The organism is Pseudoflavonifractor sp. AF19-9AC (assembly GCF_003478995.1).
Lineage (GTDB): Bacteria > Bacillota > Clostridia > Oscillospirales > Oscillospiraceae > Lawsonibacter.
This window is the reverse complement of sequence record NZ_QUGI01000003.1, coordinates 45,291-68,485: the sequence shown is the minus strand read 5'-3', so window position 1 is coordinate 68,485 and position 23,195 is coordinate 45,291. Positions and strand designations below refer to the sequence as shown.

At 54.8% G+C, this 23,195-nt stretch carries 26 protein-coding genes and 2 pseudogenes; all 28 read right to left on the bottom strand.

The genetic code is table 11. The features are described 5' to 3' along the window. Positions 1-4 precede the first annotated feature (4 nt). Positions 5-5,611 carry a DUF2185 domain-containing protein gene (locus tag DWX58_RS05890; protein WP_118642058.1) on the bottom strand — a complete coding sequence of 1,869 codons (5,607 nt, stop codon included), beginning with the start codon at positions 5,609-5,611 and terminating at the stop codon, positions 5-7. 11 nt (positions 5,612-5,622) lie between these two features. Beyond that, on the bottom strand, positions 5,623-6,471 hold the full coding sequence (locus DWX58_RS05885) for a hypothetical protein (protein WP_118642057.1): 849 nt from the start codon (positions 6,469-6,471) through the stop codon (positions 5,623-5,625). 226 nt (positions 6,472-6,697) lie between these two features. Beyond that, the gene (locus DWX58_RS05880) at positions 6,698-7,108 is read right to left on the bottom strand and encodes a DUF5071 domain-containing protein (protein WP_118642056.1); all 411 of its coding nucleotides are present in this window, start codon (positions 7,106-7,108) and stop codon (positions 6,698-6,700) included. A 120-nt stretch (positions 7,109-7,228) separates the two neighbouring features. After that, entirely contained in the window at positions 7,229-7,783 is a 555-nt protein-coding gene (locus DWX58_RS05875; protein ID WP_118642055.1) for an RNA 2'-phosphotransferase, read from the bottom strand. A gap of 16 nt (positions 7,784-7,799) precedes the next feature. Beyond that, positions 7,800-8,768, bottom strand: a complete 969-nt coding sequence (locus DWX58_RS05870) for a hypothetical protein (protein WP_118642054.1) — start codon at positions 8,766-8,768, stop codon at positions 7,800-7,802. Continuing rightward, the gene (locus DWX58_RS05865) at positions 8,765-9,430 is read right to left on the bottom strand and encodes a hypothetical protein (protein ID WP_118642053.1); all 666 of its coding nucleotides are present in this window, start codon (positions 9,428-9,430) and stop codon (positions 8,765-8,767) included. The genes DWX58_RS05870 and DWX58_RS05865 overlap by 4 nt, the downstream gene beginning before the upstream one ends. A gap of 9 nt (positions 9,431-9,439) precedes the next feature. Next, a complete protein-coding gene (locus DWX58_RS05860) occupies positions 9,440-10,129 on the bottom strand; it encodes a hypothetical protein (protein WP_118642052.1) in 690 nt (229 codons plus the stop codon). A gap of 2 nt (positions 10,130-10,131) precedes the next feature. Next, on the bottom strand, positions 10,132-11,082 hold the full coding sequence (locus tag DWX58_RS05855) for a hypothetical protein (RefSeq protein WP_118642051.1): 951 nt from the start codon (positions 11,080-11,082) through the stop codon (positions 10,132-10,134). Between the two features lie 15 nt (positions 11,083-11,097). After that, a complete protein-coding gene (locus tag DWX58_RS15595; RefSeq protein WP_347559161.1) occupies positions 11,098-11,394 on the bottom strand; it encodes a hypothetical protein in 297 nt (98 codons plus the stop codon). Continuing rightward, positions 11,380-11,814, bottom strand: a pseudogene (locus tag DWX58_RS15590) (immunity 51 family protein); the annotation flags it as partial. The gene DWX58_RS15595 and the pseudogene DWX58_RS15590, both read right to left, overlap by 15 nt. 23 nt (positions 11,815-11,837) lie before the next feature. Further along, complete coding sequence (locus DWX58_RS05845; RefSeq protein WP_242960511.1) at positions 11,838-12,296, bottom strand: C-GCAxxG-C-C family protein; 459 nt, start codon at positions 12,294-12,296, stop codon at positions 11,838-11,840. Then, on the bottom strand, positions 12,284-13,153 hold the full coding sequence (locus DWX58_RS05840; RefSeq protein WP_118642049.1) for an NADAR family protein: 870 nt from the start codon (positions 13,151-13,153) through the stop codon (positions 12,284-12,286). Before DWX58_RS05840 ends, DWX58_RS05845 begins: the two co-directional genes overlap by 13 nt. Positions 13,154-13,171: 18 nt before the next feature. Beyond that, complete coding sequence (locus DWX58_RS05835; protein ID WP_199648707.1) at positions 13,172-13,414, bottom strand: hypothetical protein; 243 nt, start codon at positions 13,412-13,414, stop codon at positions 13,172-13,174. Positions 13,415-13,416: 2 nt separating this feature from the next. Then, positions 13,417-14,016, bottom strand: coding sequence for a hypothetical protein (locus DWX58_RS05830; protein WP_118642047.1), 600 nt, complete (start codon positions 14,014-14,016; stop codon positions 13,417-13,419). A 63-nt stretch (positions 14,017-14,079) separates the two neighbouring features. Continuing rightward, positions 14,080-14,505 carry a hypothetical protein gene (locus tag DWX58_RS05825; protein WP_118642046.1) on the bottom strand — a complete coding sequence of 142 codons (426 nt, stop codon included), beginning with the start codon at positions 14,503-14,505 and terminating at the stop codon, positions 14,080-14,082. 16 nt (positions 14,506-14,521) lie between these two features. After that, the gene (locus tag DWX58_RS05820; protein ID WP_118642045.1) at positions 14,522-16,003 is read right to left on the bottom strand and encodes a hypothetical protein; all 1,482 of its coding nucleotides are present in this window, start codon (positions 16,001-16,003) and stop codon (positions 14,522-14,524) included. A gap of 15 nt (positions 16,004-16,018) precedes the next feature. Continuing rightward, positions 16,019-16,255 carry a hypothetical protein gene (locus tag DWX58_RS05815; RefSeq protein ID WP_118642044.1) on the bottom strand — a complete coding sequence of 79 codons (237 nt, stop codon included), beginning with the start codon at positions 16,253-16,255 and terminating at the stop codon, positions 16,019-16,021. Positions 16,256-16,263: 8 nt separating this feature from the next. After that, positions 16,264-17,223, bottom strand: a complete 960-nt coding sequence (locus DWX58_RS05810; protein ID WP_118642043.1) for an NTF2 fold immunity protein — start codon at positions 17,221-17,223, stop codon at positions 16,264-16,266. Positions 17,224-17,237: 14 nt separating this feature from the next. Then, complete coding sequence (locus DWX58_RS05805) at positions 17,238-18,002, bottom strand: DUF4241 domain-containing protein (RefSeq protein WP_118642042.1); 765 nt, start codon at positions 18,000-18,002, stop codon at positions 17,238-17,240. 3 nt (positions 18,003-18,005) lie between these two features. Further along, positions 18,006-18,353: a hypothetical protein gene (locus DWX58_RS05800; protein WP_118642041.1), complete on the bottom strand. Its 348-nt coding sequence runs from the start codon at positions 18,351-18,353 to the stop codon at positions 18,006-18,008. Between the two features lie 42 nt (positions 18,354-18,395). After that, positions 18,396-18,584: pseudogene (locus tag DWX58_RS05795) on the bottom strand (DUF4241 domain-containing protein); the annotation flags it as partial. 5 nt (positions 18,585-18,589) lie between these two features. Beyond that, the gene (locus tag DWX58_RS05790; protein WP_118642040.1) at positions 18,590-18,916 is read right to left on the bottom strand and encodes a DUF5713 family protein; all 327 of its coding nucleotides are present in this window, start codon (positions 18,914-18,916) and stop codon (positions 18,590-18,592) included. A gap of 14 nt (positions 18,917-18,930) precedes the next feature. Then, a complete protein-coding gene (locus tag DWX58_RS05785; protein WP_118642039.1) occupies positions 18,931-19,932 on the bottom strand; it encodes a DKNYY domain-containing protein in 1,002 nt (333 codons plus the stop codon). Between the two features lie 4 nt (positions 19,933-19,936). Further along, positions 19,937-20,791, bottom strand: coding sequence for a YwqG family protein (locus DWX58_RS05780; RefSeq protein WP_118642038.1), 855 nt, complete (start codon positions 20,789-20,791; stop codon positions 19,937-19,939). A gap of 23 nt (positions 20,792-20,814) precedes the next feature. Further along, positions 20,815-21,369, bottom strand: a complete 555-nt coding sequence (locus tag DWX58_RS05775) for an SUKH-3 domain-containing protein (protein WP_118642037.1) — start codon at positions 21,367-21,369, stop codon at positions 20,815-20,817. Positions 21,370-21,401: 32 nt separating this feature from the next. After that, on the bottom strand, positions 21,402-21,812 hold the full coding sequence (locus DWX58_RS05770; RefSeq protein WP_243093280.1) for a hypothetical protein: 411 nt from the start codon (positions 21,810-21,812) through the stop codon (positions 21,402-21,404). Positions 21,813-21,828: 16 nt separating this feature from the next. Beyond that, a complete protein-coding gene (locus DWX58_RS05765; protein ID WP_118642035.1) occupies positions 21,829-22,332 on the bottom strand; it encodes a DUF2004 domain-containing protein in 504 nt (167 codons plus the stop codon). Positions 22,333-22,344: 12 nt separating this feature from the next. Then, positions 22,345-23,184, bottom strand: a complete 840-nt coding sequence (locus DWX58_RS05760) for a DUF2262 domain-containing protein (RefSeq protein WP_118642034.1) — start codon at positions 23,182-23,184, stop codon at positions 22,345-22,347. Positions 23,185-23,195 lie beyond the last annotated feature (11 nt).

Here is a 23,195-nt window from a genome sequence, read left to right as displayed (position 1 = left end):
CCCATCAATCCCACCAGAAATACCAGACGGTGGACTGCCGCAGGACATCCGCCAGATTGCCCACAGTGGGGTCATCTTGTTCTTGATCCACGATGTCCGGGCAGAAGCCGTACTGCTCTGTGGCAACCTCCATGGCCTTCTCCTGGGAAACAGGGGCTGGGAGCAGGAATTCCAATTCATCGTGGCTCATGGCGGCAGGGATGGCGCCATACTGCTGGAACCAGTATTTCGCCACTGCCATCAGGTCCGGTGTGTCGGGACACTCATTCCAATTTCCAAAGGGCAGATAGGCGAAGATCTCCCAGGGGTTCTTTACCGGAATTTTAGCCAGAATGAGCGGATATGTCATGTGACTGTCCAAGTCCCAGTAGCAGGAGAAGCGGTCATTGTCATAGCCGCCCTCCATCTCGCCCAGGACTTCCTCCTCCCAGTCCATATCGTCATCCTCGGCTTCTTCCTTGCGCTGATCGGTCAATTCCTCCAAAACCGCCTTTCCGTCCTTGACAGGGGCGGAGAGCATCTTCTTCCGGTACTCTGTTACAGTTTTGAGGTCAAATTCGTAAATGTCTGCTTCATTCTCCGGGTCGGCATTCATCACCAGACACTCCAACAGCGTTTCATCATCCGCCTTGATGAGCACCGGCACAAAGCCTTCCTGGGCGCTGTCCCGCTTGGCATAGTTGTAGGCTGCCATGATGGGGTCATCATCCTTCATGGAGGGGAAATAGGTACACTCGCAGTCCAGATACTCCATGATGGCCTGAGCGACCTCGGAAGGCTCCAGTGTGTCCTCGTCGAAGTCCTGTCCCTGCCAGTTGGTGAAGCGTTCCTCGATCACCTTTGCCATGGCCTGATAGTAGTCCTCGTCAAAGGGGATGAACAGATAGGCTTCGTCTTGGATCTCGTCGGAGTAATTGCGCTCCTGCCCGATGACGCTAATGGCATAGTCGTCGATGTCGCTGGGGAAATAGGGGCTGTCCGGCTCCCCATAGTAGTAGGAGGCAAAGGCTCGGCCGATCTTGTTGAACATCGGGCCTACCAGCTGCCCATCCAGCTCATCCCGGATAAATTCCCGCAGATCCACGCCGGCAGGATTAACCTTGACCTTTTCTACTACCTCTCCGTACTTCGCAAGGAAATCATCGCCCATCAGGTCATGCTCCATGCACCAGCGCAGGTAAATAGCCATGTGGTTGTAGACGTTGATCTCATCCACCGGCAGATTCTTTTCCTGAATGGTTTCCAGGTGCCAGTCAGCACAATCCATTTCCATCACGCCGCCGTCCTCCACGCTGCCAAGTTTGCCCATGGTCATGGCGTTGGGACGGGTATTGTAAGTCACAAAGCTGATGCCGTCCATTTTGTCCAACAGAGCATCTGCGTCATGCTCCATTTTATATTCCAATTCCTCTCGGTAGAGGGGGATCACCTGATAGAAGTTGACCTCCTCGCCGCCCGGCAGGATGCAGACCTCGCTGCCATCTTCGGTGTCCTGGGGACCAGTCAGAATGGCGGCGCACAGCTTTGTGCCCTTTGCGAAGTCCTCCTCATTGTCCATGGTATGGCCAAAGCCCAGCCAGGTATCGCTGGCAATGGGCAGGCGGGCCAGGGTTTTCAGCAGACGAATGGGCCAGTACCACCGCTCATTTTTCAGATCCTCACGCTTCAGCTTCCAGTTCCCCGGCAGCGCGATGGCCAGCTCCGCCCGCTCCAGTTTGTATTCGGCCAGTTCCTCCGGCACATTCATCCGGTGGGCGCCCATGCCCATGGTGACCAGAGTGTAGTAGTCCCGCTTCTCGGAGGGCGGCACCACGCAGATATCCACATGGATGTCCGGGGAAGAAAGCTCATGGAACACATTCTCGAACTTGCCGAAATACTGCTGGATGTGCCCCTCGACGGCCTCCATCTCCTCCTCGGTGTAGACCTCGGGAACACCGGATTCCTCATCCTCGGGCGCTTCGCCATCCGGGTCATCGCCGTCATCGTCAGGGTCACCGTCCGATGACGCCCAGGAGATTTTCAGGGTCATCTGCTCCTCCGGCAATCCGACGCCAGGGCTGCGGGTGATGGTATGCTTGTCATCTGCCGAGAATCCGATGGTCTCCCCGTCGAGGAGTTCCACATCATTCTCCAGTACATAGGACACAAGGCTGGCCAAAAAGTCCCGCAGATCGCTCGGCTTGGCATCGGTGCCCAGCACCTCCATCTCTTCCTTACCAAACGAATCCAGACCATAGGTGTAGCCATTCATGCCATTCTCATCCCGCCAGAGACCGAACCAGATCCAGTTGAAGATGGGCAACTCGTCCTCGCACATCTGCTCAGCAAAGCCCTCATAGAACCGGGGTTCAAACACCACGCCGCTGGTGTAGATGCCGGTGGCATATTCCTGGCGACAGCAGGCGGCCACCACCTTGGTGAACAGCTTGCCCTTTTCCAGCAGATCCTCCTCTTTGCCCAGCACTGCTACCATCAAGTGGGCACAATGCTCCTTGGCAACCTTGACCGCATCCTCCCACATATAGTTGTTTTCCGCATTGCCCTCGGCCTCGCCTCCGGGGATGGGATAGTTATTCAGGCTGACGGCGGCGAGCATATCGCCTACTTCAAACACCAGCGCGTCATCGTCCTTCTCCTCGCTGGCGTCATATTCATCCACGGCGATGTCCCACTTTTCCTTCATATCCCGGATGAACTGCTTTTTATCCCATTCTGCCTTGGACAGCAGCACAAAGCCGGTGAAGACGCCTGTGTGGTCACTCTCGTCCTCGGCCTCTGCCTCGGCCCGCTTTGCGATCTCCTCCTGGCACTCCTGAATCACCGCCAGGGCGTTCTCGTCCTGTGGGTCCAGCTCCGCCCACCGCTGGGCGTAGGGGATGGCCTTTTCCTCCTGATGGTAGAGATACTGGTATCCATAAGCCATCCGCATATTCCACTGGGCCTTGTCCTGGCCTTCCTCCCGAACTAATTCCAGTAATTCAATGGCTCGGAGCAGGGCTTTTTCTGCCTTGTAGTAGGGTGGTTCCTCGTGATGGTCGCCCAAAACTGCGTAGTTTTCCAGCGCCCGGGCCATGGCATAGACGATGCGGTAGTTCCGCCAGTCCTCCGGGATGGCGTTCAATGCCTGGATGCAGCGGGTGTGCTCGTCCTCGTCATTCCACTGCTCCAGCTGCTGGAAGAATTCTTCTTCGTTCTGCGGGGTGTAAGGGATATAGTCCATACCCGTCAGCGTCTCGTCCAGCTCGGGGATCTGATCCTCATCGTCCGGTTCCTCCTCGGGCGGCGTTTTCAGATTCACAGTACCTGCTTCTCGACGGAAGGTGTGGAAGCTGGCCCAGGGGATCTCACTGTCCTCGAAGAACTCCTTTGCCATCTGGAGCGCCGCTTCGATGTCCCAAGCGATGAAGTCCACATAGCCGCAGAAAAGGCCGGTGGCTCCGCCGGTGAGGGTGAGAACCTCCGGGCCGTCGCCGGTGGTGAACACTTCTTCCAGCTTGTCCCGGAAGTCGAAAATCTTATCCGTTCCTTCCTCCTCCCGCAGAGTATCCAGAGGATAGCAGAAGAAGCCCGCCACCGCGCCGTCGGCATGGAGAGCGTCCATGAAGTCATTGTCGGCATCCAGATAGCCGTTGATGAGCGGCACGCAGTTGGTGGAGCCGACCATCACATCCAGCCGCCAATCGGCATCCGGGTCCTTGTTGGGTTCCATTTTGTAGCCGAGGTAGCTGTTCAGATAGGCTTCCGGGTCAGTGGAGAGATTCGCTCCCTTTTCCTTCAGCTTGTCCGGCAGCTGGGACATGGGGATGGACGGCTCTGCCCTGGGGGCCTCCAGTACATCAAAGCTGTCTATGTATCTCATGTGGGGGATCTCGCCCAACACCTGGTCGGTGAGGGTGGTGAGCATCCACCAGGCCCGGCCTTCTTCTTCCTCCAGCATGGGCAGCAGCTTTTCGCAGTAGGCGGAGAGGGCGAAACTGTTTTTGCCCTGCTGCTCCAGCCAAATCTGCACATCCTCCCCAGAGATGTCCCAGCCATCGTCGGTGCGAAGGCCGATGTTTCGGATGGGCTGACGGCCCACCAGGATGTTCCAGTGCTCCAGCACCTCCTTGGGGGCGTGCTTCTGGAAATAGACCAGCTCAAAGAGCTTGACCTTATCCCCCTCCGGGGTGAGGATCAGCTCGTACTTCTCGCCGCCCACGCCCATCTCGAAAGAGATTTCGTCAAACGCCTGGTTCAGAATCCCTTCCACCCGGTCCACCAGCTCCTGGCCCCGGGTGTGGTCCTTGTCCTCATCCATCATCCGGCGAAGCTGGGCTTCCTGCTGAGCAAAGTCCTTCCATGTAGATTCCGTCCGCTCCCGGAAGCACTCCGAGAACTGAGGCAGAGAAATGCCCTTCTTGCACCCGTCGATCAGCTGCATGGTGTCCTCGTCATCGGGGCGGGCCTCCAATGCCTTTTCAAAGTAACGAAGAGCCTTGCCCTCCTGATCCAGATAGTAATAGGAATAGCCCATGCGAAAGTTCCAGTAGTAGTCTCCCTCAAAGTATTCCTCATGAGGTTTCAAGAGAGCGATGGCCTTTTTGAGCATAGCTCTGCCTTCCGGCGTTCTGTGATCTGCCTCGTTGTTGTACGCCCTTGCAAGCTGGCTGTCCATTTCCGGAGTGCGCTCCTCAATGCCCTCCAGTGCTTCAATGATCTTGTGATGCTCGTTGTTCTCATGCCACTTCTGGCACTGCTTCAAAATATCCATATCCGGGTCCTCCTCGTCCTCATCCGGTTTCCAGTCTTTGATTTGTTGGAACACGCCGTTCTCATCCCGCTCAAAGGCGCAGGGGGCGGGCGTATGTAGCAGCGCAATGATGTCGGGATCGTCGTTGCAGATTGTGTTCAGCTTGTAAATCCCGGCATTGTTGGGGTCGTCCATGTACTCCTCGCTCTCATCACCGGCGGTGAAGCGCCAGCCACTGTCCCAGTCGCCGTCCGGCTTCTCCCGGTAGCAGTAGCCGACCTTGCAGCCCTCCACCGTGATACGGTTGGTGGCAATGCAGCCATCGGCACCCCTCCAGTCAGGGAGCAGAGATTTCACATCCTCCGCCTTCACATGGTAGTCCCGGTTGCGGCCAGCGGCCTCGTACAGCTCCTTCCGAAGTGCCTCCACATCCCGAGCCATCTCCTGGATCTCCTCATCGTCCATCATCTCACTGAGGTCATATTCCAGCGGATTCTGGGCAAAATCCGCCAGGGCCTTGTTCATGGCGTCGTGCTCCTCTGGCGTGGCGGTGATGCGGATACGGCGGGAAGGGGTGTTGTACTCATCCAGATCCTGAAGGTTTACACTGCCGCTAATGCTGCACTCCAGCAGGATGGCGGCCAGATCGGTGACCACATCGATGGCGAAGTGGAAGTCCATCTCCACGCCATCGGAGTGTGTAAACTCCAGATACTCCACGGTCTGGCGGAAGTCCCAGTTCTGCTTGTCCAGCCCGATCTTGGCAAAAATCTCGCTGAGGGGGATTTCCTCTTTCTTCTGGTCTTCTAAAAAGGCCACAAGGTTCAGGCGGTCGTCCGAGCCTCCGATAAAGTTGCCCCAGTATTTTTTGATATACATGACCATCCTCCTCACTTGCGCGTCAAAGTTCCGTTATCAATAAGGGCAGCCTCCCGGATGCGCCGGAGGGATTCCGGCTCCAGCAAAAACTCCCGCAGGTTCGGGTCCTCAAAGAAGGACATGGGACGCACCTGCGTCGGCCCGGCAACCGCCCACAGCCGCGATGTTGCCAACCGCTCCGCTGTCTGGAGCGCCTTCTCCTGCTCGCCCAGATAGAGATAGCGGGCGATTGCGTCCCGATAGGAGGAGTCAGCCATGGGCACGCCTTGAATCTCCTCAAAGAGATCTACGGCATCCCTGGCGGTTCCGAACATACAGCAGTGGTTATAGAGCTTCCGCCTGGCATCGGGATCGTCCGGGGAGAGCTTCTTGTTCTGCTCCGCCAGCTTTGCCCAGAGCTGCTCCTTTGTCTGCGGTTCCTCCGGTTCATGGTAGGGGTAGTTCTTGTCGTTGTCCGCAAAGGGCATAAGGCCCCGTTTGAGGTAGTCCATCAGGATGTCACAGAACCGATCCCGCTGGGGGAGGCCGTTCTCAGCCCGGATGCGCGTCTGTTCCTTCGTCAGCGCCTCAATCAGCTCCTGCTCCCGGTGGAGCTGGATGGCGGCCACCGTCATGGCAATCATGTGCTCATCGCTCACATTGCTGTAATACCACTCCTCCAGCCAGGGAAGGATGGTCAGATCCAAAGCCAGCGCCTTTTCATAGTCCAGGTTGAAATAGGCGACCTCGGCCTTGACCGCCGCTACCTGATGGGGATATTTATCGGCAAAGGATTCCAGCGTGTCCAAGGCTCCTTCTTTGCCATCCATGATCTCATAGCAGACCATGCGGACCTTCTTGGGGAGTTTCACGACATCCATGTTGACGCCTCCTTCAGTCTTTTTTCTGTAAGTAATAGGTTCCACACCGGCCCCACAGCCGGGTGTCCAGATTTTCCTTTTTGATATCTGCCATCTGCCGAAAGACCGGCTTGATTGCCTATCAGCAAAGACAGTCGAGGCTGTCAGCGGCGGCTCATGAAATGTGCAGTTCATCTTGACCGTTGCTGGCTCGGTTGGCTTTGCTATCTCCCCGATAAATGGGAAGTTATCGACCTGTTTTTGATAGTCTGTTCTGCAAGAAGATAACAGCGGCTTCATGTACTTCTTCTCTTAATTCGCCCTGTGTAGGACTTTTTGCAATCCTCTGTATATCTGAGAGAATACAATTTATGCTCTCATCGGAAAAAAGAGGTACCAGACAGGTGATAATCCAATACTTCCATATGTCGTCTTTTTCATGTGGACTTAAAACTCTATGAATTAAAGGGACAAGGGCTGATTGGTGTAAAGCGAGCACCGGCAAAATATCACCAGCAACAGGCCAATTACAGTCCTGTATCCACTCCAAAAGAGAGGGTAATATCGGCTCAATCTCATTGTCAGTAAGGTGTTTTAGCCTCTCTATATTTGAACTATCAAATTTATTTTTTGGCACTAAGTCGTGAATATCTGTCATATTAGCTCTTAATCTCCATCTCAAATATTATTTTGTCGTTCTCCAAATACCTTTTTCTTTCTTAAAAAAGACGGAGCGTGTTGTTCACCTTGTCTGTACCATACGCGGTACGCATGGCATTCACTCCTTTAAGCGTTTCAGATAGGTCGCAGGAACCACCTTTGTCAGCCAGACTCCATTGGCGGACAAATAAAAGCAATATCCGTCCCGGTGCATCTGGCCGGCATCCACCAGGTAAATCACAGGCTTGCCGTGCCGCTGGCCTACTTTTTCGGCGGTTTCGGGATCTGGGGACAGATGGACATACAGGCGGCTTTGGGGAAGCAGTCCCTGGACCTCGATGGAGGCGGCAAAACGCTGGGCTGTTCCGTGGTACAGCGTCTCCGGTGGTTCAGTCACGGGGAGTTCCACATCCACCTGAATGGAGTGGCCCTGGTTGGCCCGGATTTTTGTCCCTTCCTCGCTGAAGGAATACCGCTGCTTTTCATCACTCCGCACGATTTCCTCCAGAATATCCCGGTTGATGGGGTATTTTCTGCTGATACCCGCTAACAGCGCATTGACATCCGCCCAGCCGTGGGCGTCCAACTGGATTCCAATGACCTCCGGCTTGTGCCGAAGGATCAAACTGATATACTTGCTGATCCTTGTAAGATCGGGTGTTGTTTCTCTCATGGTGCCCTCCGCATTCTCAAATTGCCTCCACCCGGATAATAGGCCGGTAGAAGTCATAGTCGCCGTTCAGTTCCTTGTCCTCCTGCACTTCCGGCTTGCAGTGGGGCGAACAGGGCAGAAAACCGAGGAAGATCCCCAGTCCGCCGCAGATGCTGCGCCCGCCATCACCGCCGCAAGTGGTAAACTGCTCGGCCTTCACCACCTCCCGCATATAGGGGTCATAGGCGATGGACACTCCGAAGAAGTTAGGCTCCTCCATATCGAAGGGCTTGTCCTCATCCTCTGGGCTTTCGAAGTGGTGCAGGTGCATGGAGTAGTCCATTCCATCTCCCCAGGGGAACAGGGTGCGGCACCCACCGCCGCACAGATAGGCCCACTCGTCTGCCGTAGGCAGCGAGAGCCCCTGCTTTTCCAGCCCGGCAAGGAGTTCATCGTAATCAGTGCGGTTATAGATACAGATCTGAAAGCCCTTTTCCGTCCGCTCAATGCGGGCTGACTGGTGCATAGTAAGGCTGTCAAGGTCGCTCCAGGCAAACTCCCGGAACTTCTTCAGCCAGTCAGGGTGGGCGGTCAATCTGGGATCGTCCATTGTGACCGGCTCCCAGCAGAGCTCCTCCAACTCCCGGCCCACCAGCATGGGGCCAATGGCTGCCTGCCGAACAGGAGCCATACTTTCTCGTATCATCTCCTCCGGGTCCTGTTCCATCTCCCATTCCTGGAACAGATAGTCCAGTTCCTCTCGGCTGTCCTGACTGAGCCCTATGGCGAACCGTTCCCAGCCCAGGGTGACGGTATCGCCGGGAACAAAGACAAACTCCCGGCCATCTTTCTTGAATATGCCGGTGGTGCTGCTCTGGCCCCAGCGGTTAAAGGGTTGTAGACCGAGAAAAGTCATATCATAACGAGCAGCCAGGCTTTCCATCAGCGCCTGTTTCTCGGTGGTTTCCAGTTGATCGAATTGGGTGCGGAATAAATTTTCGTTCACAGTAGTCCTCCTTCGATCCTTTCTGCGTGTTCCAGCAGATAGCGCCGGCCATCCTGCTTGGCCTGCTCTAAGTATTGAGGAAGCAGGCCGGAATGGATGGCGTCCAGCGAGACCAGAACCGCGATCCGCTGGTATTCCTGTAATTCGAGGGAATAACAGTTCCGCTCCCAGAACAGCGGAGCGAACTGTTCCACACAGTCAGGACGCAGAGCGGGCATCGCCAAAAGTGCCCGCCGGCTCACATATTCATTGGGGTCCTTTGCGAAGTCCAGGATCATGTCTTTTACTTCCTGGCTGCACGGACATTCTGGCAGATACGCGGCAAACTGCCACTTGGCCTCACTCTCATTGGAGGCTGCGGCCCTGCGGCAGAGGCACTCGAACCATTGGGGATGGGAAGTGGTCTCCTGTATAAACCCCTCCGCTTCGTTGTCCCTGGCGATCAGATAGACCATCTCATCCAGTAGGACGCTGTCTGCCGTTTCTGCATCCATTTGGGTCAACACATGGCAAAAGGCACTGTAAGTATCATTCCAGTATGGATAATCGACTTCCCACTCACCGCCGAGTTCCTCGCTGGTTTTGCCGGGATAAGTGGCTTCCTGCCATTGATGGAACTTTATTGCCTGCTCCAGTAGGCGTTCACGGATGCCCTTTGCCATGTGCTCACCTCACAATTTTTCGAAATGGTCCAGATATAAATCCCGCACAGAATAAGGGCCTACAAGGTTCGTTTCCTGCCTGCCATCCCAGGAATACACATGAATTTTGCCCTCGTCCCCAATGTACTGCTGCTCCTCAAAGGATGCGGGGAAGGGGAAGCTATCTACTATGCTCCAGTCGATCTTGGGTTTCAGCCCATCAAACTCCTCGCGCTTGAGCCTTTTGAAGTTAAACACCAGTGCTGCCCCAATCCCATCGAACAGCAAGTCTGCGTATTCTCTGGGGGTGATACTCTCGCTCACATTGGCGGCATCAACATTCACATCCAGAACCTTGTTGCCGCAGTTTGTCCAGATTTTATCGGGGGAGAACCAGGTGGCGCGTTCCGCAGCGTCTGCAAAGTCCTCACGGGGATACCATCCGTTTGCGCTGTCCGGCTTGACACCTTCCCGAAGCTGCCCGTTGTACGGGGAAAGCGGATAATATCGGTGCCGCACCGGATCAAATCGGCCAAAGGCAATTTTCAGCAGATACCTATGCTTTTCGCTGCGCATGAGCTTATGGGGCTTCACGATATGTTCTTCGATCAAACCCCAAATGTACTCATCCACACGGATGGATACACGGGGACGGCTGAATAGTGTGATTTTGTTGGTGTCTGTATCCACATTGAGCCAGACACGATTGATTTCAACCATTGTCACGCCTCGCTTTCACCAAGTACCCCGCCATAGAGAACACCGTTTTTCCCGAGGAACAGCATCTGGCTGCGAAGCAGACCGCACTGCTCCACAGCGACCTTGTTTCCGTCACAGGTGGGAATAGCCTTCTGTTTTTTCCCAAGGCGACCACCATGAGCAGTAAGGAAGTAGAATTTGTTGTGTTTCTGATACCCGCCCTGAAACAGAAAAGTATCACCAGACGGGGCAACAGAAAAAGCTCCGCTTCCTTCGATTGGCAGTTCAAACACAAAGTCCTCTTTGAAGTTCGTCCGCACCAGCCGGAATTCATTGTAATAATAGAACCACAGGTTTTCTTCTTCGTCCAGGCTAATGGCGTAGCAGTCGTAGATGGGATACTTCTCATTCTTCCAGAGAGAAGTTCCCTCCGATGTCCATGCAATCAGGCCGCAAGCACCCAGAGGTTCATCCCAACCGTAATTACCAAATACACCTTCGTCAAAGTAGCTGGTAATGATGGTGCCATCTTTTTTTACCACACAATCTTGAATGCCATCCCCCAGGCAGAAACGGGACAGCACAGTTCCGTCCCGGCTGACAATCCAGGCGTTCTGGTCAGGGCCGTTTTCCCGATAGGCGCATCTTGCCCCCAGCAGGAGGAAGTGATCACCTGCAGGCCGCAAATAATGGAACTGGAACTTCAAGAGGCCAAGAGGAAACAGCGTCGTTTCCAGCACCCGCTGTTCCGCCCAATCCAGCTGGATTTCCACTGCGGTATAGGTGGAAGGGGTGCTGAGCCAGTCCTTACCCTGTGTTTCGGACGGCTGTTCCATGAGAAGATAGACTTTTCCATCCCTTGCCGTGAAAAAGTCTGTCACTTCTGTGCCCTCCAGATGGTTTTCCCGGCGCAGCTGGTCCAGGTCAATGATGGAGAACAACGGCAGATTTTTGGCTTTTAAGGATTTGTTCATAGGGACTCCTCCTGGTTACTTTAACGCTCCATCATAGGTGTGAGTTTCCCAGATGGCCTCAAATTCTGCTTTCTCTATTACGCAGGCGTGGAACTCCTTGCCCCAGACATGGGCGTTCAATTCCTCCACGGTGGGGATCGGCGTGATCTCGATGACACCGTCGTAAAGGTCAGGGATGTTGTGGGTGCGTCCATTTGCAAAGATGTCGATGGAGCGGAGGGCCAGACGCTCATTCTCGGTATCCACTTCATAGAGGATGACCGGTGGTTCACCCTCCGGTACGCCCTCCCAAAAGAGCTTGATGTACTCGATCTTGCCAAGATAAGTCCGCATCGTTTTTTCATCGGCACAGGCCGCCCGGATCATTTTGGCCAGCATCATCAGGTCGTCGATGTATTGGGAATAGACGCAGAACACATCCTCGTCGGAGTCGAAGTGAAACAGATCCTCGCCGCTGTTGTTTTCCTCAAACTCCCGGATCACGCCCCGGACCAGCCGTTCCCAGTCTCCGCTGCTGCCGGTCAGTCCCAGCCGGCAGAATTCTTCTGTCCGGAACCCGTCACTGATCTTCAGCAGAAGGGAGATGGCATAGGGGTGGTGGGGAATGAGAAAGAATGGCGCGATCTGCTCCGGCTTCATCCAGATTTTGAAAGGCGGACGCGGATCGGGTATCCAGGGCAGCATCTCCCACTGGTCGTCCGGTCTGTTTCCGTATTGGGAAAAGTCTTTCATGTAATCCCTCGCTTCCCGGCACATCAGCAGCCCAGTTGTCCTCCGTTTACCGGGCGGAAGATCCTTCGGCCTGCCAGCAGTTCCTCCAGTTTTTTGGCCAGCGCCTCCACAATGGCGTGGCAGGGATTCTCAACCCCCACGATCTCCAGCTTTTGCAGCTCGACGCAGTGGAGCGTTCCATAGAAGCCCAGCATGAAGTCCGTCAATTCAGCAATCATCCCATAGCCTTCCATGTTGCTCACATCCGTCTGACCTTCTTTTGCGGTCATCAGCCCAATGATCCCCACCGCCACGGTAAAGGCGCCGCAGCAGGACTGCTCGGTCTGCATCCCAAGGCCCATGACGGAGAACATTTTCCGGGTCTCCTCGGACAAATTCAGATGGTAATATTCATTGCAGGCCATGAACATCGCCTCGGCGCAGGTCAGTTCCGTGCCGATGTGGTAGTGGTTGACCAGTTCATAGAGTTTCATTGTTGCCATACCATACTCCAATCGCAAAGCATTTCATTCTGTGTCACCCGGCACAACTCGTCCCGCACCTCCATCAGCGCAAAGCCCAGCAGGTTTTGTCCACGCCACTTCATGGGGTCCTGGGCCTCCGGGGAGCTGGCCGCGAGGCGGATACCCCAGATGGCATCATAGGGGCTGGCCTCCACCAGCACGCTGTCCCCGGTGGAAAGGAGAAACTCCCGCAGTTCGCGGTTCTGGCTGAATTTGTGCCAGTTGCCAAGCAGCACAATGGCGTATTTGAACTTGTCCCACACCTTCTGGTCAAAGCCCCGTACCCTGCGGCCCAAGGCCTTGATCTGCTTTGGATCGCTGCATTTCAAAATCTGGTCCCGGATCTCTTTGTCGCCGAACAGCTCGGCCTTGGCAGCCATCATATACTGCTCCATGCAGAGGTAGGAGTCAGCCGTCGTATAGAAGTCCTCCATCCACCACTGGCTGAGGCAGCTTTTTGTCAGCTGGCCGTCCTCGGATAGCTGATGGCCCCAGAACAGGCACAGCTCCCGCTTCCGCCCGGCGGCAAACTCCTGCTGGAGCCACTGGCGGGTGTACTTTGGCCGGCCCTCCGGCTGCCACGCATCCACCCAAAAGTCACCATGCTCCAGCACCTCGCTGCTGTCCTCGTCATCCCACCAGCCCTTCCAGGTCACCGGTTCAGGAAAGAGAGTGCGGTATTCCGTCCGCTCCTCCGGGGAGAGGGTGTCGAGCCAATCGCCAAATCGGTCTATGTAATCCTCCCCATAGCCCATGCGCCAGCCAATGGAGTATCGCTCAATCTCCCGGTGAGCCAGCCAAGGGGGAGGCATGATGTTCTTGTCTTGCAGTGCCATAGGGCTTGTCCTTTCCTGTCAGATATCGCTTAGTTCTTCTTTTACATCCAGCGGAGCGCCGTCCAGGGATGTGATCTGTGTCAGCTCTGATTCCGTCAGATTTTTCAGAAAAATGCAGTATTCGTCCGGGTGGCCTCCCACAAACTCCATTTTGGGCATCCCGATCTGTTGAGGATCGGTGATCCACAGGCAAGGCTCTCCCGTCGCCCAAAACCGCGTCAGGGTAAGACGCTGACCACGATAAAGGACATTCTGATCCATCCTCATCCCTCCTGTAGTTTCTTCAGCAGCTTCACGATCCGATCCCGATTCTTTGCGGTTTTCATGAAGGTGGGGAGATGGTCGGCCTGGGTCATTTTCGCTCTTCCCGGCGGCTTTTCCCGCAGATCGGCGCTGAGATAGCCAATCAGATAGGCCAGGTGCTCCCGGTTGAGAGCCCAGACTGGCTTACCCTGGAAGGAGGTCAAAAACCACAGTTCCAGGCCGAACCAGGGGTCCTTGCCGCCCTGAATCTCCGCGCCATAGGAGAAAGCCTCCGCCGTCTTGTGTACCTCGCCCGGCATGGTTGCCCCGCAATAGGGGCAGGCCACATGGAGGACGGGAAAGTGCTGTTTTGCCGTATCTTCAATATCCACCCGGTAGTATCTTCCGCAGTTTTTGCACTGGTTATGGACATCATAGCGGTAGACCGTCCGATCCTGCGTCATCCGGTGGCCGCAGCTCAGGCACCGGAAATAGGCGTTATCCTCATCCGCTGTTACAATACCTGCGCCGTGGCACTTGGGGCATTTCACCTGGATGCCGGTGGTCAGGGCGCTGTAGGCGCTGTGGGTGAAATAGGGTTCATCAACGATTCGGCTCATGCGCCCACACACTCCTTTCAGGTAATTACTTTCACAGCCGAAACCGGAATGGGTTCAAATCCTTCACAGTTTCGCAATCTCATCCAACCAGAAAGTATCAATTTCAGAGGTGTAGTCAAGTGTTTTTAACAGATGTTTGTATTCACTCAGATTGGGATTTTTCTTATCTGCAATGATGCGGAACATGAGAGCAATTGTGTATTCGGTTGGTTTCCTTTTCAACGATGCGACCAATTCTTCCTCATAGCCTTCATGGTAAAACTTCTCCATAAAGCTACCCAACGGCCCAGGACCGCCAAAATCAATATTGGGAGAAGATTCAATCAGTTCCAAGATCGGTCTTACAGCATCAAAAGGTGTTTCGCACTGTTCCAGTTCATCAGTTAAATCAAAGACCGGATCTATAAACTGATATTTGTCGCCTGTGGTGGCAGCCTTGTCGATTGCCTTTTTTATCTCTTCCAACAGTTCTGTGATTCTTGTATCCATTGTTTTTTCAACCTCCTCAAAAATCTCGAAGCTCATCAAACTTCTCAATCAGAGCATCTTTCTGGAGCATATCGCCCGGCAGGGCGTCCAGGATACCCCGCAGAGCCATGTAAATTTCATCCCGTTCCTCGGTTTCGATAAATCCCATCTTGTTGAAGGTCTGGGTATAGGCTGTCACCGCATCCAGCGCCTGGGCCTGGGCGTCCTCGCCCGGTTCAGCGGCCAGCTTCATCAGCTGGGAACGGGTCTTGCGGTATTGATTGGCTGCCTTTTTCGCAGCGGAGGCGGGAATATGCTCCGCGCCGTCCCAGCCTCGGAAGGGGTTGTCCAGGTTTTGCGCCAGCCACTCCGGTTTCCGGGGTTTGGTGATTCGCAGGTCCATTCCCGACTTGCTTTTCCAGAGCTGCTTTGCCGCTTTTGCTGCCGTCTCCGGCAGGCTGGTCATCCAGAACCAGCGAAGCTCCGGCACCTGCTCCGGGGTGGGGATGTCAGCTGCGCCGAAGCCGAACAGGTCGAAGGTGGAGAGGTTCGTCAGTTCCCGGAACCCTCCCACGGCGGAGAAGTTCCCCAGGTTTCCCGGCGCGCCCCAGAGCCGCAGTTCCTTCAGGTGGGGATGGACAGCAGCCAGCCCGGTCAGATCAAAGTCCTTCAGCTCGATGCCATACAGCCCCCGTAGGTTCGGCAGTTCCGTGTGCGGGCAGTATTCCCCGATAAATTGGAGGGTCAAGCCGCTGCCATCTTCGGGGGCATGGATGGTACAGGCGTCCGGCCCCTTGTTCTGGAACAGGAGCTGCTCCGTTCCTTCACACAGCCATAGCTCCTCCAGCCCGGTCATGTCCAGCATCAGCTTTCTGATGCTGGTGCCCCGCAGATCAAGTGTCCTCTGACCGTGGTTCAGCAAAGTCACTTCATCAACAAAGGGGTTTTCCCGCAAAAACTCCAGCAGATCCGAGTGCCACCGCTCGCAGATAAGGGTGGAGAGGCAAGGCAGCGCCTTTAGTTCCAGCGCCGAATCGAATGGTTCGTACTGGTCCGTCACCCGATGGCTGCTGACCTTCACCGGGATACCGCCGATCTCCGTTTTCTCTTCGCTCTCCATGGCCTCCTTGAAGGCCCGCCGCCGTTCCTCCGGAATGGCCTGCCACCGGATCTGGAGATACATATCATAGCCGTCACTCCAGCCGCCATAGGAGCGGCAGGGCTGGTCGGTGAAGGGCGGCAGTGTGCCCACTAGCGTGTACTGGGGCGGGACCTCCAACGGCACCCGCAGCAGGTGGAGGTCGCGTGACCAGTACATGAAGTCCTTGTAGAGCGGGCGGAGATGGGGCAGTTCCTCCGCAGTCAGAGGGGCGTCGCCCACCCAATCCAGAGAGAGGACCACCGCCCAAGATTCTTCGCTCACCGAGTCCGGCGGCGCAATATAGGCCACCTGGCAGGCGGTGTAGCGTTTCAGATATTGGTTATAGACTGTATAGACCTCTCCGGCGTTGGCTTTCATGGCGCCACGCTCCTCTCATCCGTTCTTTTCCAGATAGAATCCCCATACACAGTTGGAGAACTCCCCGGCGGCAAAGCGGTGGATCTGCCCGTCAATCTCTACCTGCCAGACCTCGAAGGTATGGCCTTGGCTATAGATCGGGTCTTTGACTTTTACTCGCTTGCCGGTGGTTTGCCAGTCGTAGTCAAAGATGTTCACACCAAACAATTTGCATTGACCGTCTGGGCCAAAAGTTTCATATTCCCAAGCCATGTGATGCCTCACAAACCCGTGCGCTGCCAGCCGTCCAGCCGCTCCTGAATCCCGTCAATCATCCAGTTATCGCCCACACGCTTCATAAGGAAGCGGCGGTCAAAGCCCGTATTTTTCTCCCTGGTGTAGATGTAGAGCTTGTTCTTGGTGATCTGCTCCGCATCAAGGAATTCTTCCCCGTTGTAGGTGCCCTGGGCACTGTATGAGAGGCCCAGGGGCCGGTAGCCCGGACGGGGCTTTTCGCTCACATACTTCTCCCAGATCGCCAGCAGGCGGGGCACAGCCTCGGCATCTTCAAACCCAGCCTGCTCCATGTACTGCTCCCACTGCGTCATCTCGGCAAAGAAAGCGGACAAGATTCTGCGACATTCTTCCGCCGCCTGCCCGTCCAGTTGGACGGGCTTTTTTGCCTTTTCCCGCTGGAGCTGGGAGAAGTGTTCCATCTGCTCCTTGGTGAATTGCACATGGGCCACCGGCTCGATGCGGTTGTTGCCGGCGATGGCCAGCAGGCCCTCATAGGTAACGGCGGTATGGTCGATCTGGATGTGGGAGAGCTTGGGGATGGAGGCCGCCTGGAGCAGACCGGCATCATCCAGCCCGGTGCGGTTGAGTGTCAGAAGGTCCAGCTTGCAGCCTTGCAAGGCGGACAAGCCGCTGCCATGGATGGCGGCATTGCCGTCCAGCAGCAGATAGCGTAGCTTGGGCATAGGGTCAAAAACGGGGAAACAGGCGTCGGTGAGCGCACCGTCCTCCACGCCGAAGTTGGCCATGCTTTTATGCCCGGCAAAGGGGCCAAGCAGTTCATCCGTCACCGGATAGCCTTTCACATGAAAGCCCACCAGGGTGTAACCGGCCAGCCGCTCCATGATCTCTGCGGTCAGTTCCGGGACTTCAAATTGCTTTTCTCCGTCTAAGGTCAGGACACCGCTCTCCCAGTTCACTGTCCGCGCCCGTTTCGGCCATTCCATCGCTGTTTCCCTCCTTACGCCTGCTCCTTGTAGCTGGCTTCAATGTCGATGAAGCGCACATACACGGCGCAGACTTCGCCCTTTGCATCATAGCCGAAGTAGACGGGATAGTAGCCGTCACCCCAGCCGGAAGCAAAGATGGGCAGATTGCAGTCCGTGTCCGGCACCGTCCAGTTGAGCCAGTCGCCGTAGTCTCCCTGATATTTAGGGTGGGCTTTGGCGTTTTCCTCCAGAAGATCGCAGAACAGGTCGTTGTAGGGGTCGATGTCCGGGTCTTCCTCCAGCCGCTTGGCCCAGTATACCTTAAAAGCCGCCTGGGTCTGGATGTCCGCAACACAGCCCATTCCAGCGTCTACGCCAAAGCCAAAATACTCGTCCTCGCCCACTTCCCCGTCCAGATCCTCTTTGCCGGTCATGCCCAGCTCATAGCGGACAGGCTTTTCCCGGCTGACCTCCACCTTGACACAGGCGTAGCGGTCACCATATTTCTCACTGGGGACCACACAGATCTTTACGGGATAAGTCCCGGCGGGGATCGTCTGGATAAAGGGTGGCGTGTCCTCCAGCTCCACCAGAGGATCGCAGGCGAAGATTGTCCCGGTGGGAAAGTGGACGGTGCCGATGTCCAGCACATCCACCGCCATGTCCCCAATCACTTTTTCTGTAAAATGCGCGTCCAGGTCGGTTTTGCAGGCCAGTTTGTCCTTAATCGATTCGTATTTGTTCAGCCACTCGGCAGTCGGCATGGTAGTTCCCTCCTGTTGATTCGATTTAAGCATAGGTCAGCTCTCTACAATGCGTACCTGTTTTCCTCCAATTTCAAATTCCGGCTTTACGCCATAGTCCGCCGCCCAAGCAGGACACTTGCTGAGCAGGGCCAGAATGTGCTCATCCGGCTCCCGGCCAAGGGTCACACGCAAAATCACGGGCCAGCCACCATATTCCTTTTGAAACTCCTCACTCTGGGTGTGGTTCAGATAGCCCTCCATCTTGTCCAGAAGGGCCTTCTGCGTTTCCGGGGAGCCGTCAATAAAGCCGTTGCAGACCAAAACCATCACCACTTCTCCGGCTTTGGTTTCTGCCAGAATGTCGATCTTATCCAGTTCGCCAAACATATTTTCAATGGACATTGTCTTCACCAGTCCCTTTTTGACTCAATCTTCCTCTAAATGCTTGATGTAGTCGCTCTTAGAGCCGTCCCAGTAGCAGTTCACACACCGGCCATTCAGGAAACGATGGGGACAATTTGGGTAGCCATAGAGAACATGAGCACATTCCGGGCACAGTCCTATCATCTGTGAGGAGCCTTTCAAAAACAGGCTGCCGCACTCATCACAGACGGCCAGTTCTTTTTCTGCCATGAGGTTCACCAGTCCCGTTCCCGGATGGCCTCCTCGGTATCAATGGGAATGTTGAACCACGCCAGAATGTAGGCCACATTTTCCGCAATGCATTCCCGTGCCACAGTTTCGAGCTCGCTGTCGTTCTCGTCAAACTCCTCCTGGAGATCATTGATGCCGCAGACCGCCTCGTCCAGCGTCTCCTGCACCACTTCGGCGTCGGTTTCGCCGCTCTCCAGCAGGTCGATGACTTTCTGGAGTTCGTCCTTTACCTTGTCTACCAGAAAAGCAGGATAGTAATTGTCCTGATACATCTCGTCCAGCAGCTTGTAATTGGGGTCAAATGCTTTCATAGAGATTGCTCCTTTCATTTTTCCTGTATTGCTTGCAGCCTTTCCAGCCACAGCGGTTCTTCAATCATCTCATCGTTTTGGTAAAAATGTTCCTTGTCACGGGCCAGATGATCGGCAAGCGGAGGTGCGTCCAGCGGGGTGCATACCGCAAAACTGTCCCGATCCGCCCCCTTAATCTCCCGGTTGAGGTAGTACACCCGCCTGGCATCGCGGGAATACCAGTGACCGAGCAATTCCCATGAGGGCAGATCCGCCTTGGGAAGCTGCTTACCGTAAGCATAGATTCGTTTCTCATCCCTGGCAAAATAGGTGTCGCCCAACGAGAGGAAAGAGGAAACTTCCGCGCCTTTGATGATCTTCACCTTGCCGTCTCCGTTGTGGAAGTAGACCTGCCGGCTGTCCTTTGCATATCCCTGTGGCGCACCCGAATCGTTCTGGCCGTTGTCCAACACCTGGAAGGTTGCCAGCTCTACATCTGGGATTCTCCCGCTGGTGGTGTAGACGGCTGTTTTGTCCATTGCGTAGGCATAGTTTAACACCCGAAACGATGCCGGGTCTGCTCCACGCAGGCGAATCCCGCCGAGAAAGCAGGCCGTAGAGGATTTACCCCAGTAATGCCAGCAGCAGAAGTCTTTGGGCGCAACACCCTTGAGCAGGCTGTTTTCATATAGGCCAGAGAAATATACGGCTCCATCCTGAAAGAAAAACTCATTGTCCAGCGTCTCTATGTTTGTAATCGGCTGCAGCAGTTCTTCGTGATGATCTGTTATGCTCAGCTCGATTTCGTCGTCGCTATAAACTAAGTAGAGCCCATGAGGGGCCTTTCTATCGAAATGCAGTTCAATGTCATGATACTTGAGGATCAAAGGTTTCCCGCCGCTTCTCATGGTGGAAACAGCATCGGGCTTGCCGAAAATCTCTATCACTTCATCCTGTGACATGCCGAATTTCAGCGGTGAAATGTTCTGGGGATTCTGTAATATTTGATTGCGCCAAGTAGTAAAGTCCTGTTTCATATTTTTAACAGCACTGGAGGACCAGCCAGATCCGGTCAAAGCGGCGGGCGGCCAGATCCTCTTTGGTGATATAGAAATAGATGTGCCCGCAGTCTCCGAACATCAACTCGAAGTCACCCTGCTCCACGGTATCCAGCTGGAACAGCAGCATCCAGCGGTCACGGGCCGTTTCTTCCGCCCGCTGACGGATATCTTTCGGGATTCTATTGCAGTTTTCTGGATTGCCCAGGCCATAGCCCTGGGATACCAGGTCGCACTCGTCGAACATACTGTTCTGGATCACATCGGGCCAACCCAGCAGCTGGGAGCGATCATCCGGGTTCTCGGGGTCCTCGCCGGTCAGTTCCTCCCATGCATCGTCGAAAGCGTCGTCATCCTCCTCATCCGGGAACACATCGCTGAAGTCCTCCCAGGAAGGATAGGAGTATTTTGAGTCCATCTTGATTTTAACCATAGGAAATTTGAAGTCTTCCTCCATATCCGCCGGGAAGTCAGCGGCGGACAGCGCGGACATGTCCTCGAACCAGTAGACGCGGGCACAGCCCTGATCCTTGGGGTCATAGCCCCAGCACTGGGTATCCGTCTCATAGAAGAAGGAGAGCAGGCCGTGATCGGGCAGAAGATGCTCTTTGTCAAACTGGGCCAGCTCCGCACAGTTGAACTGAGCCAGGAAAGTGAGAGGACGATCCTTCACCACATGGTCATAGCTCTCGCCCTCATAGGTGGGCCAAACGAAGTCCGGCGGCACATCCGGCTTCCCGCCGAAGCGGGTAGCGCCCAGCTTGTATGTTTCTTTTCTGGCAATTTTCAGCTGAATGCTGTTTCTGCCCAAAGACTCCAGTTTCTCTTTGATGCTCATGTCAGTTCCTCCTTGAAGAGTTCTTACAGCTTTCCATCCAATGCCTCAACCGTTTTCATGGCAGCGGAATCAAAGTTGCACTGCCGCAGATCCCGTTCAATCAGGGCAAACACATCTGGAAAGCACTCAATCTCATCCTGGTACTCATATTTCGCATACAGTTTCCCGTACTCGGAGATCCAAACCTCCGCCGGGTAGTAGTAGCCGATATGACCGATAGGCTGGCATTTTTCACCAGCAGCCTGTTCTACCTCTGCCAGTTCACAGCCGGACATATCCCGAAAATAGGCTTCTTCCAAATGGTTTTTGATCCCGTTGACCAGGTAAGGGAACAAAGCGAATTGGAAGTCAGCCGCCCAGTTCAGTTTTTTCTGCTCCAGATACCACTCACAGCACAGGCCGAAATATTTGCGGTAAAACCGCTGGGTGGACTTCATCATCGGGGCACCATGCTCGGCGTAATACTTTTCCGCAATGGAGATGTCCACTTTTCGCCCTTCCTGCCATCCGGCGTACTCCATCAGCTGCTTGACCTTGCTTTTGAGATCGCCGGAGATGGGGATGCGTTCTTTGATCATGGTGGTTACCTCCATTAGCAGGTTTCAGACAATTACAACTCTTCCATAAACTCATAGGAAACAGCAATGATGTTGTAAACATCATCGTATGTAAACAGCCGGTAGTGCCGATAGATGCCTTTGTCAAAGTCCTCCCGCACCGGCAGAGACTTCAGCCAGGTGCTGTCCTCAATTAAATCGAAGGAACTGCCATCCAGATACTCCGTCCCAGCCATATTTTCATAGGTGTCCAATTCACAGGTAAAATAGGCCAGCACCTGCCGGAAGGTGAGTGTATAGGGAAACCAGTCTTTTTCGTCCCTGCACTGGGAGATTAGATGGCCATTGATGTCCCCCGTAAAGGTCAGATTGTTCAGAGCATCCTGTTTCACCTGATCCAGATAGATGCAGTCCCGTCCCTTCAAAACACCTAAGCAGGTATTATCAGCAGTCGCTTTTTCCATAGGCAATTCTCTTTCATCAGCTTTCATGGGTAATACAGAAAATCTCCTGGTTTAAGTCGAAGTAGATTACCATCAACTCGTCGGTGATCTCCGGGTTGAAGGACAGATCCATAATGAAAACTTGTTGATCCATCTCGTCATCCACCAGACTGCCGAACCGCTTGAGCTTCAAAAAGTCCACCATCTCGGCAAAGGACAGCTTGGATGGGTCGGTTCCCGGAAAAAGTTCCGCCGCAATATCCGGGCCTACATCGTCCCGGTGGAACTCCATGAAAAATGTCACAATGCTATGGTAGCGGCTGTCCTCGTCCGCCAGCGCCGCTTTGATGGCGGCTTTGGCCTTCTCCGCCAATTTCTCCGCCTCATCCAGTATTTCTCCCACCGCATCCATGGCAGCAGGATCGCCGGTCAGTTCTTCCTCTACATCGAAGATAAAGGGTAGTCCCGATTCCTCGGGAAAGTTGAAGATTTCCTCGCCGGGGGTATATGTAAAATCAATGCGTTTACAGTTCAGCTTCATCTCTGCGCCTCCTTATCCCTCAATGTTGGCAGTTTTGAGGCCCTTTTTCAAGGAACCGTAGACCGTCACAGCATGATCGGTGAACATCTCATCGCAGTCAAACCAGGCGGTGAAGCTGCCGCCGGAGGTGACGGATAGGCTCGTTATGCTGATCCGCCGGGCAAGTTCTTCCTCTGTGATGGGGTCGGTTTCCGGGTTGCGGGGATTTTCCTCATCCTGGGAGAGCCAGCTGTTGGCCAGCTCGGTCAGGTTCTTGGCTGCAAGCTCCCGCATGGCCTTGTCCCAGGTTTCACAGTCGGCCAGCAGCTTTTTGGCGGCGCTGCGGGCGCGGGTCCAGGAGGGCTTGCTTTCGGCATTGACCTCCAGAGAAAGGCTCACATCCTTTCCGCACCACTGGATTTCGCCCTCGAAGGTATCATAGTCCTTGTCCAGCGTCAGTTCTCCCAGCACCTGGTCCTGGATCACAACCGGCTTGTGGTATTCCTCCAGAACAGCCTGAAGTTCCGGGCAGTCCTCATGGGCATTGACTATCTCGGAGATACACCAGGGGCGCACCACCAGATCTTTTGCCCGTTCTTCTTTCATCCGGCGGATCTTCAGGCGACAGATCTGCTCCTTGCCAAAGCGTCCCCAGCCTTTGTCACTATTGCGTTCCTCCTCGGTGACCGGCCAATCCAGCCGCTCCTCTTTGGTGCTGACCTTGCCGGTGTCACAGAACACGATACCCAGCGTCTGGGCGGTCATTTCCCAAAAGTTGCCTTTCCAGTTAAATCCGCCCCCAATGCAGCGATTGATCAGGGCGACCACTTCCTGCTCCTCGGGCTCGTACATCTCATAGAATTCTTCAAACATATGTGCAGCCT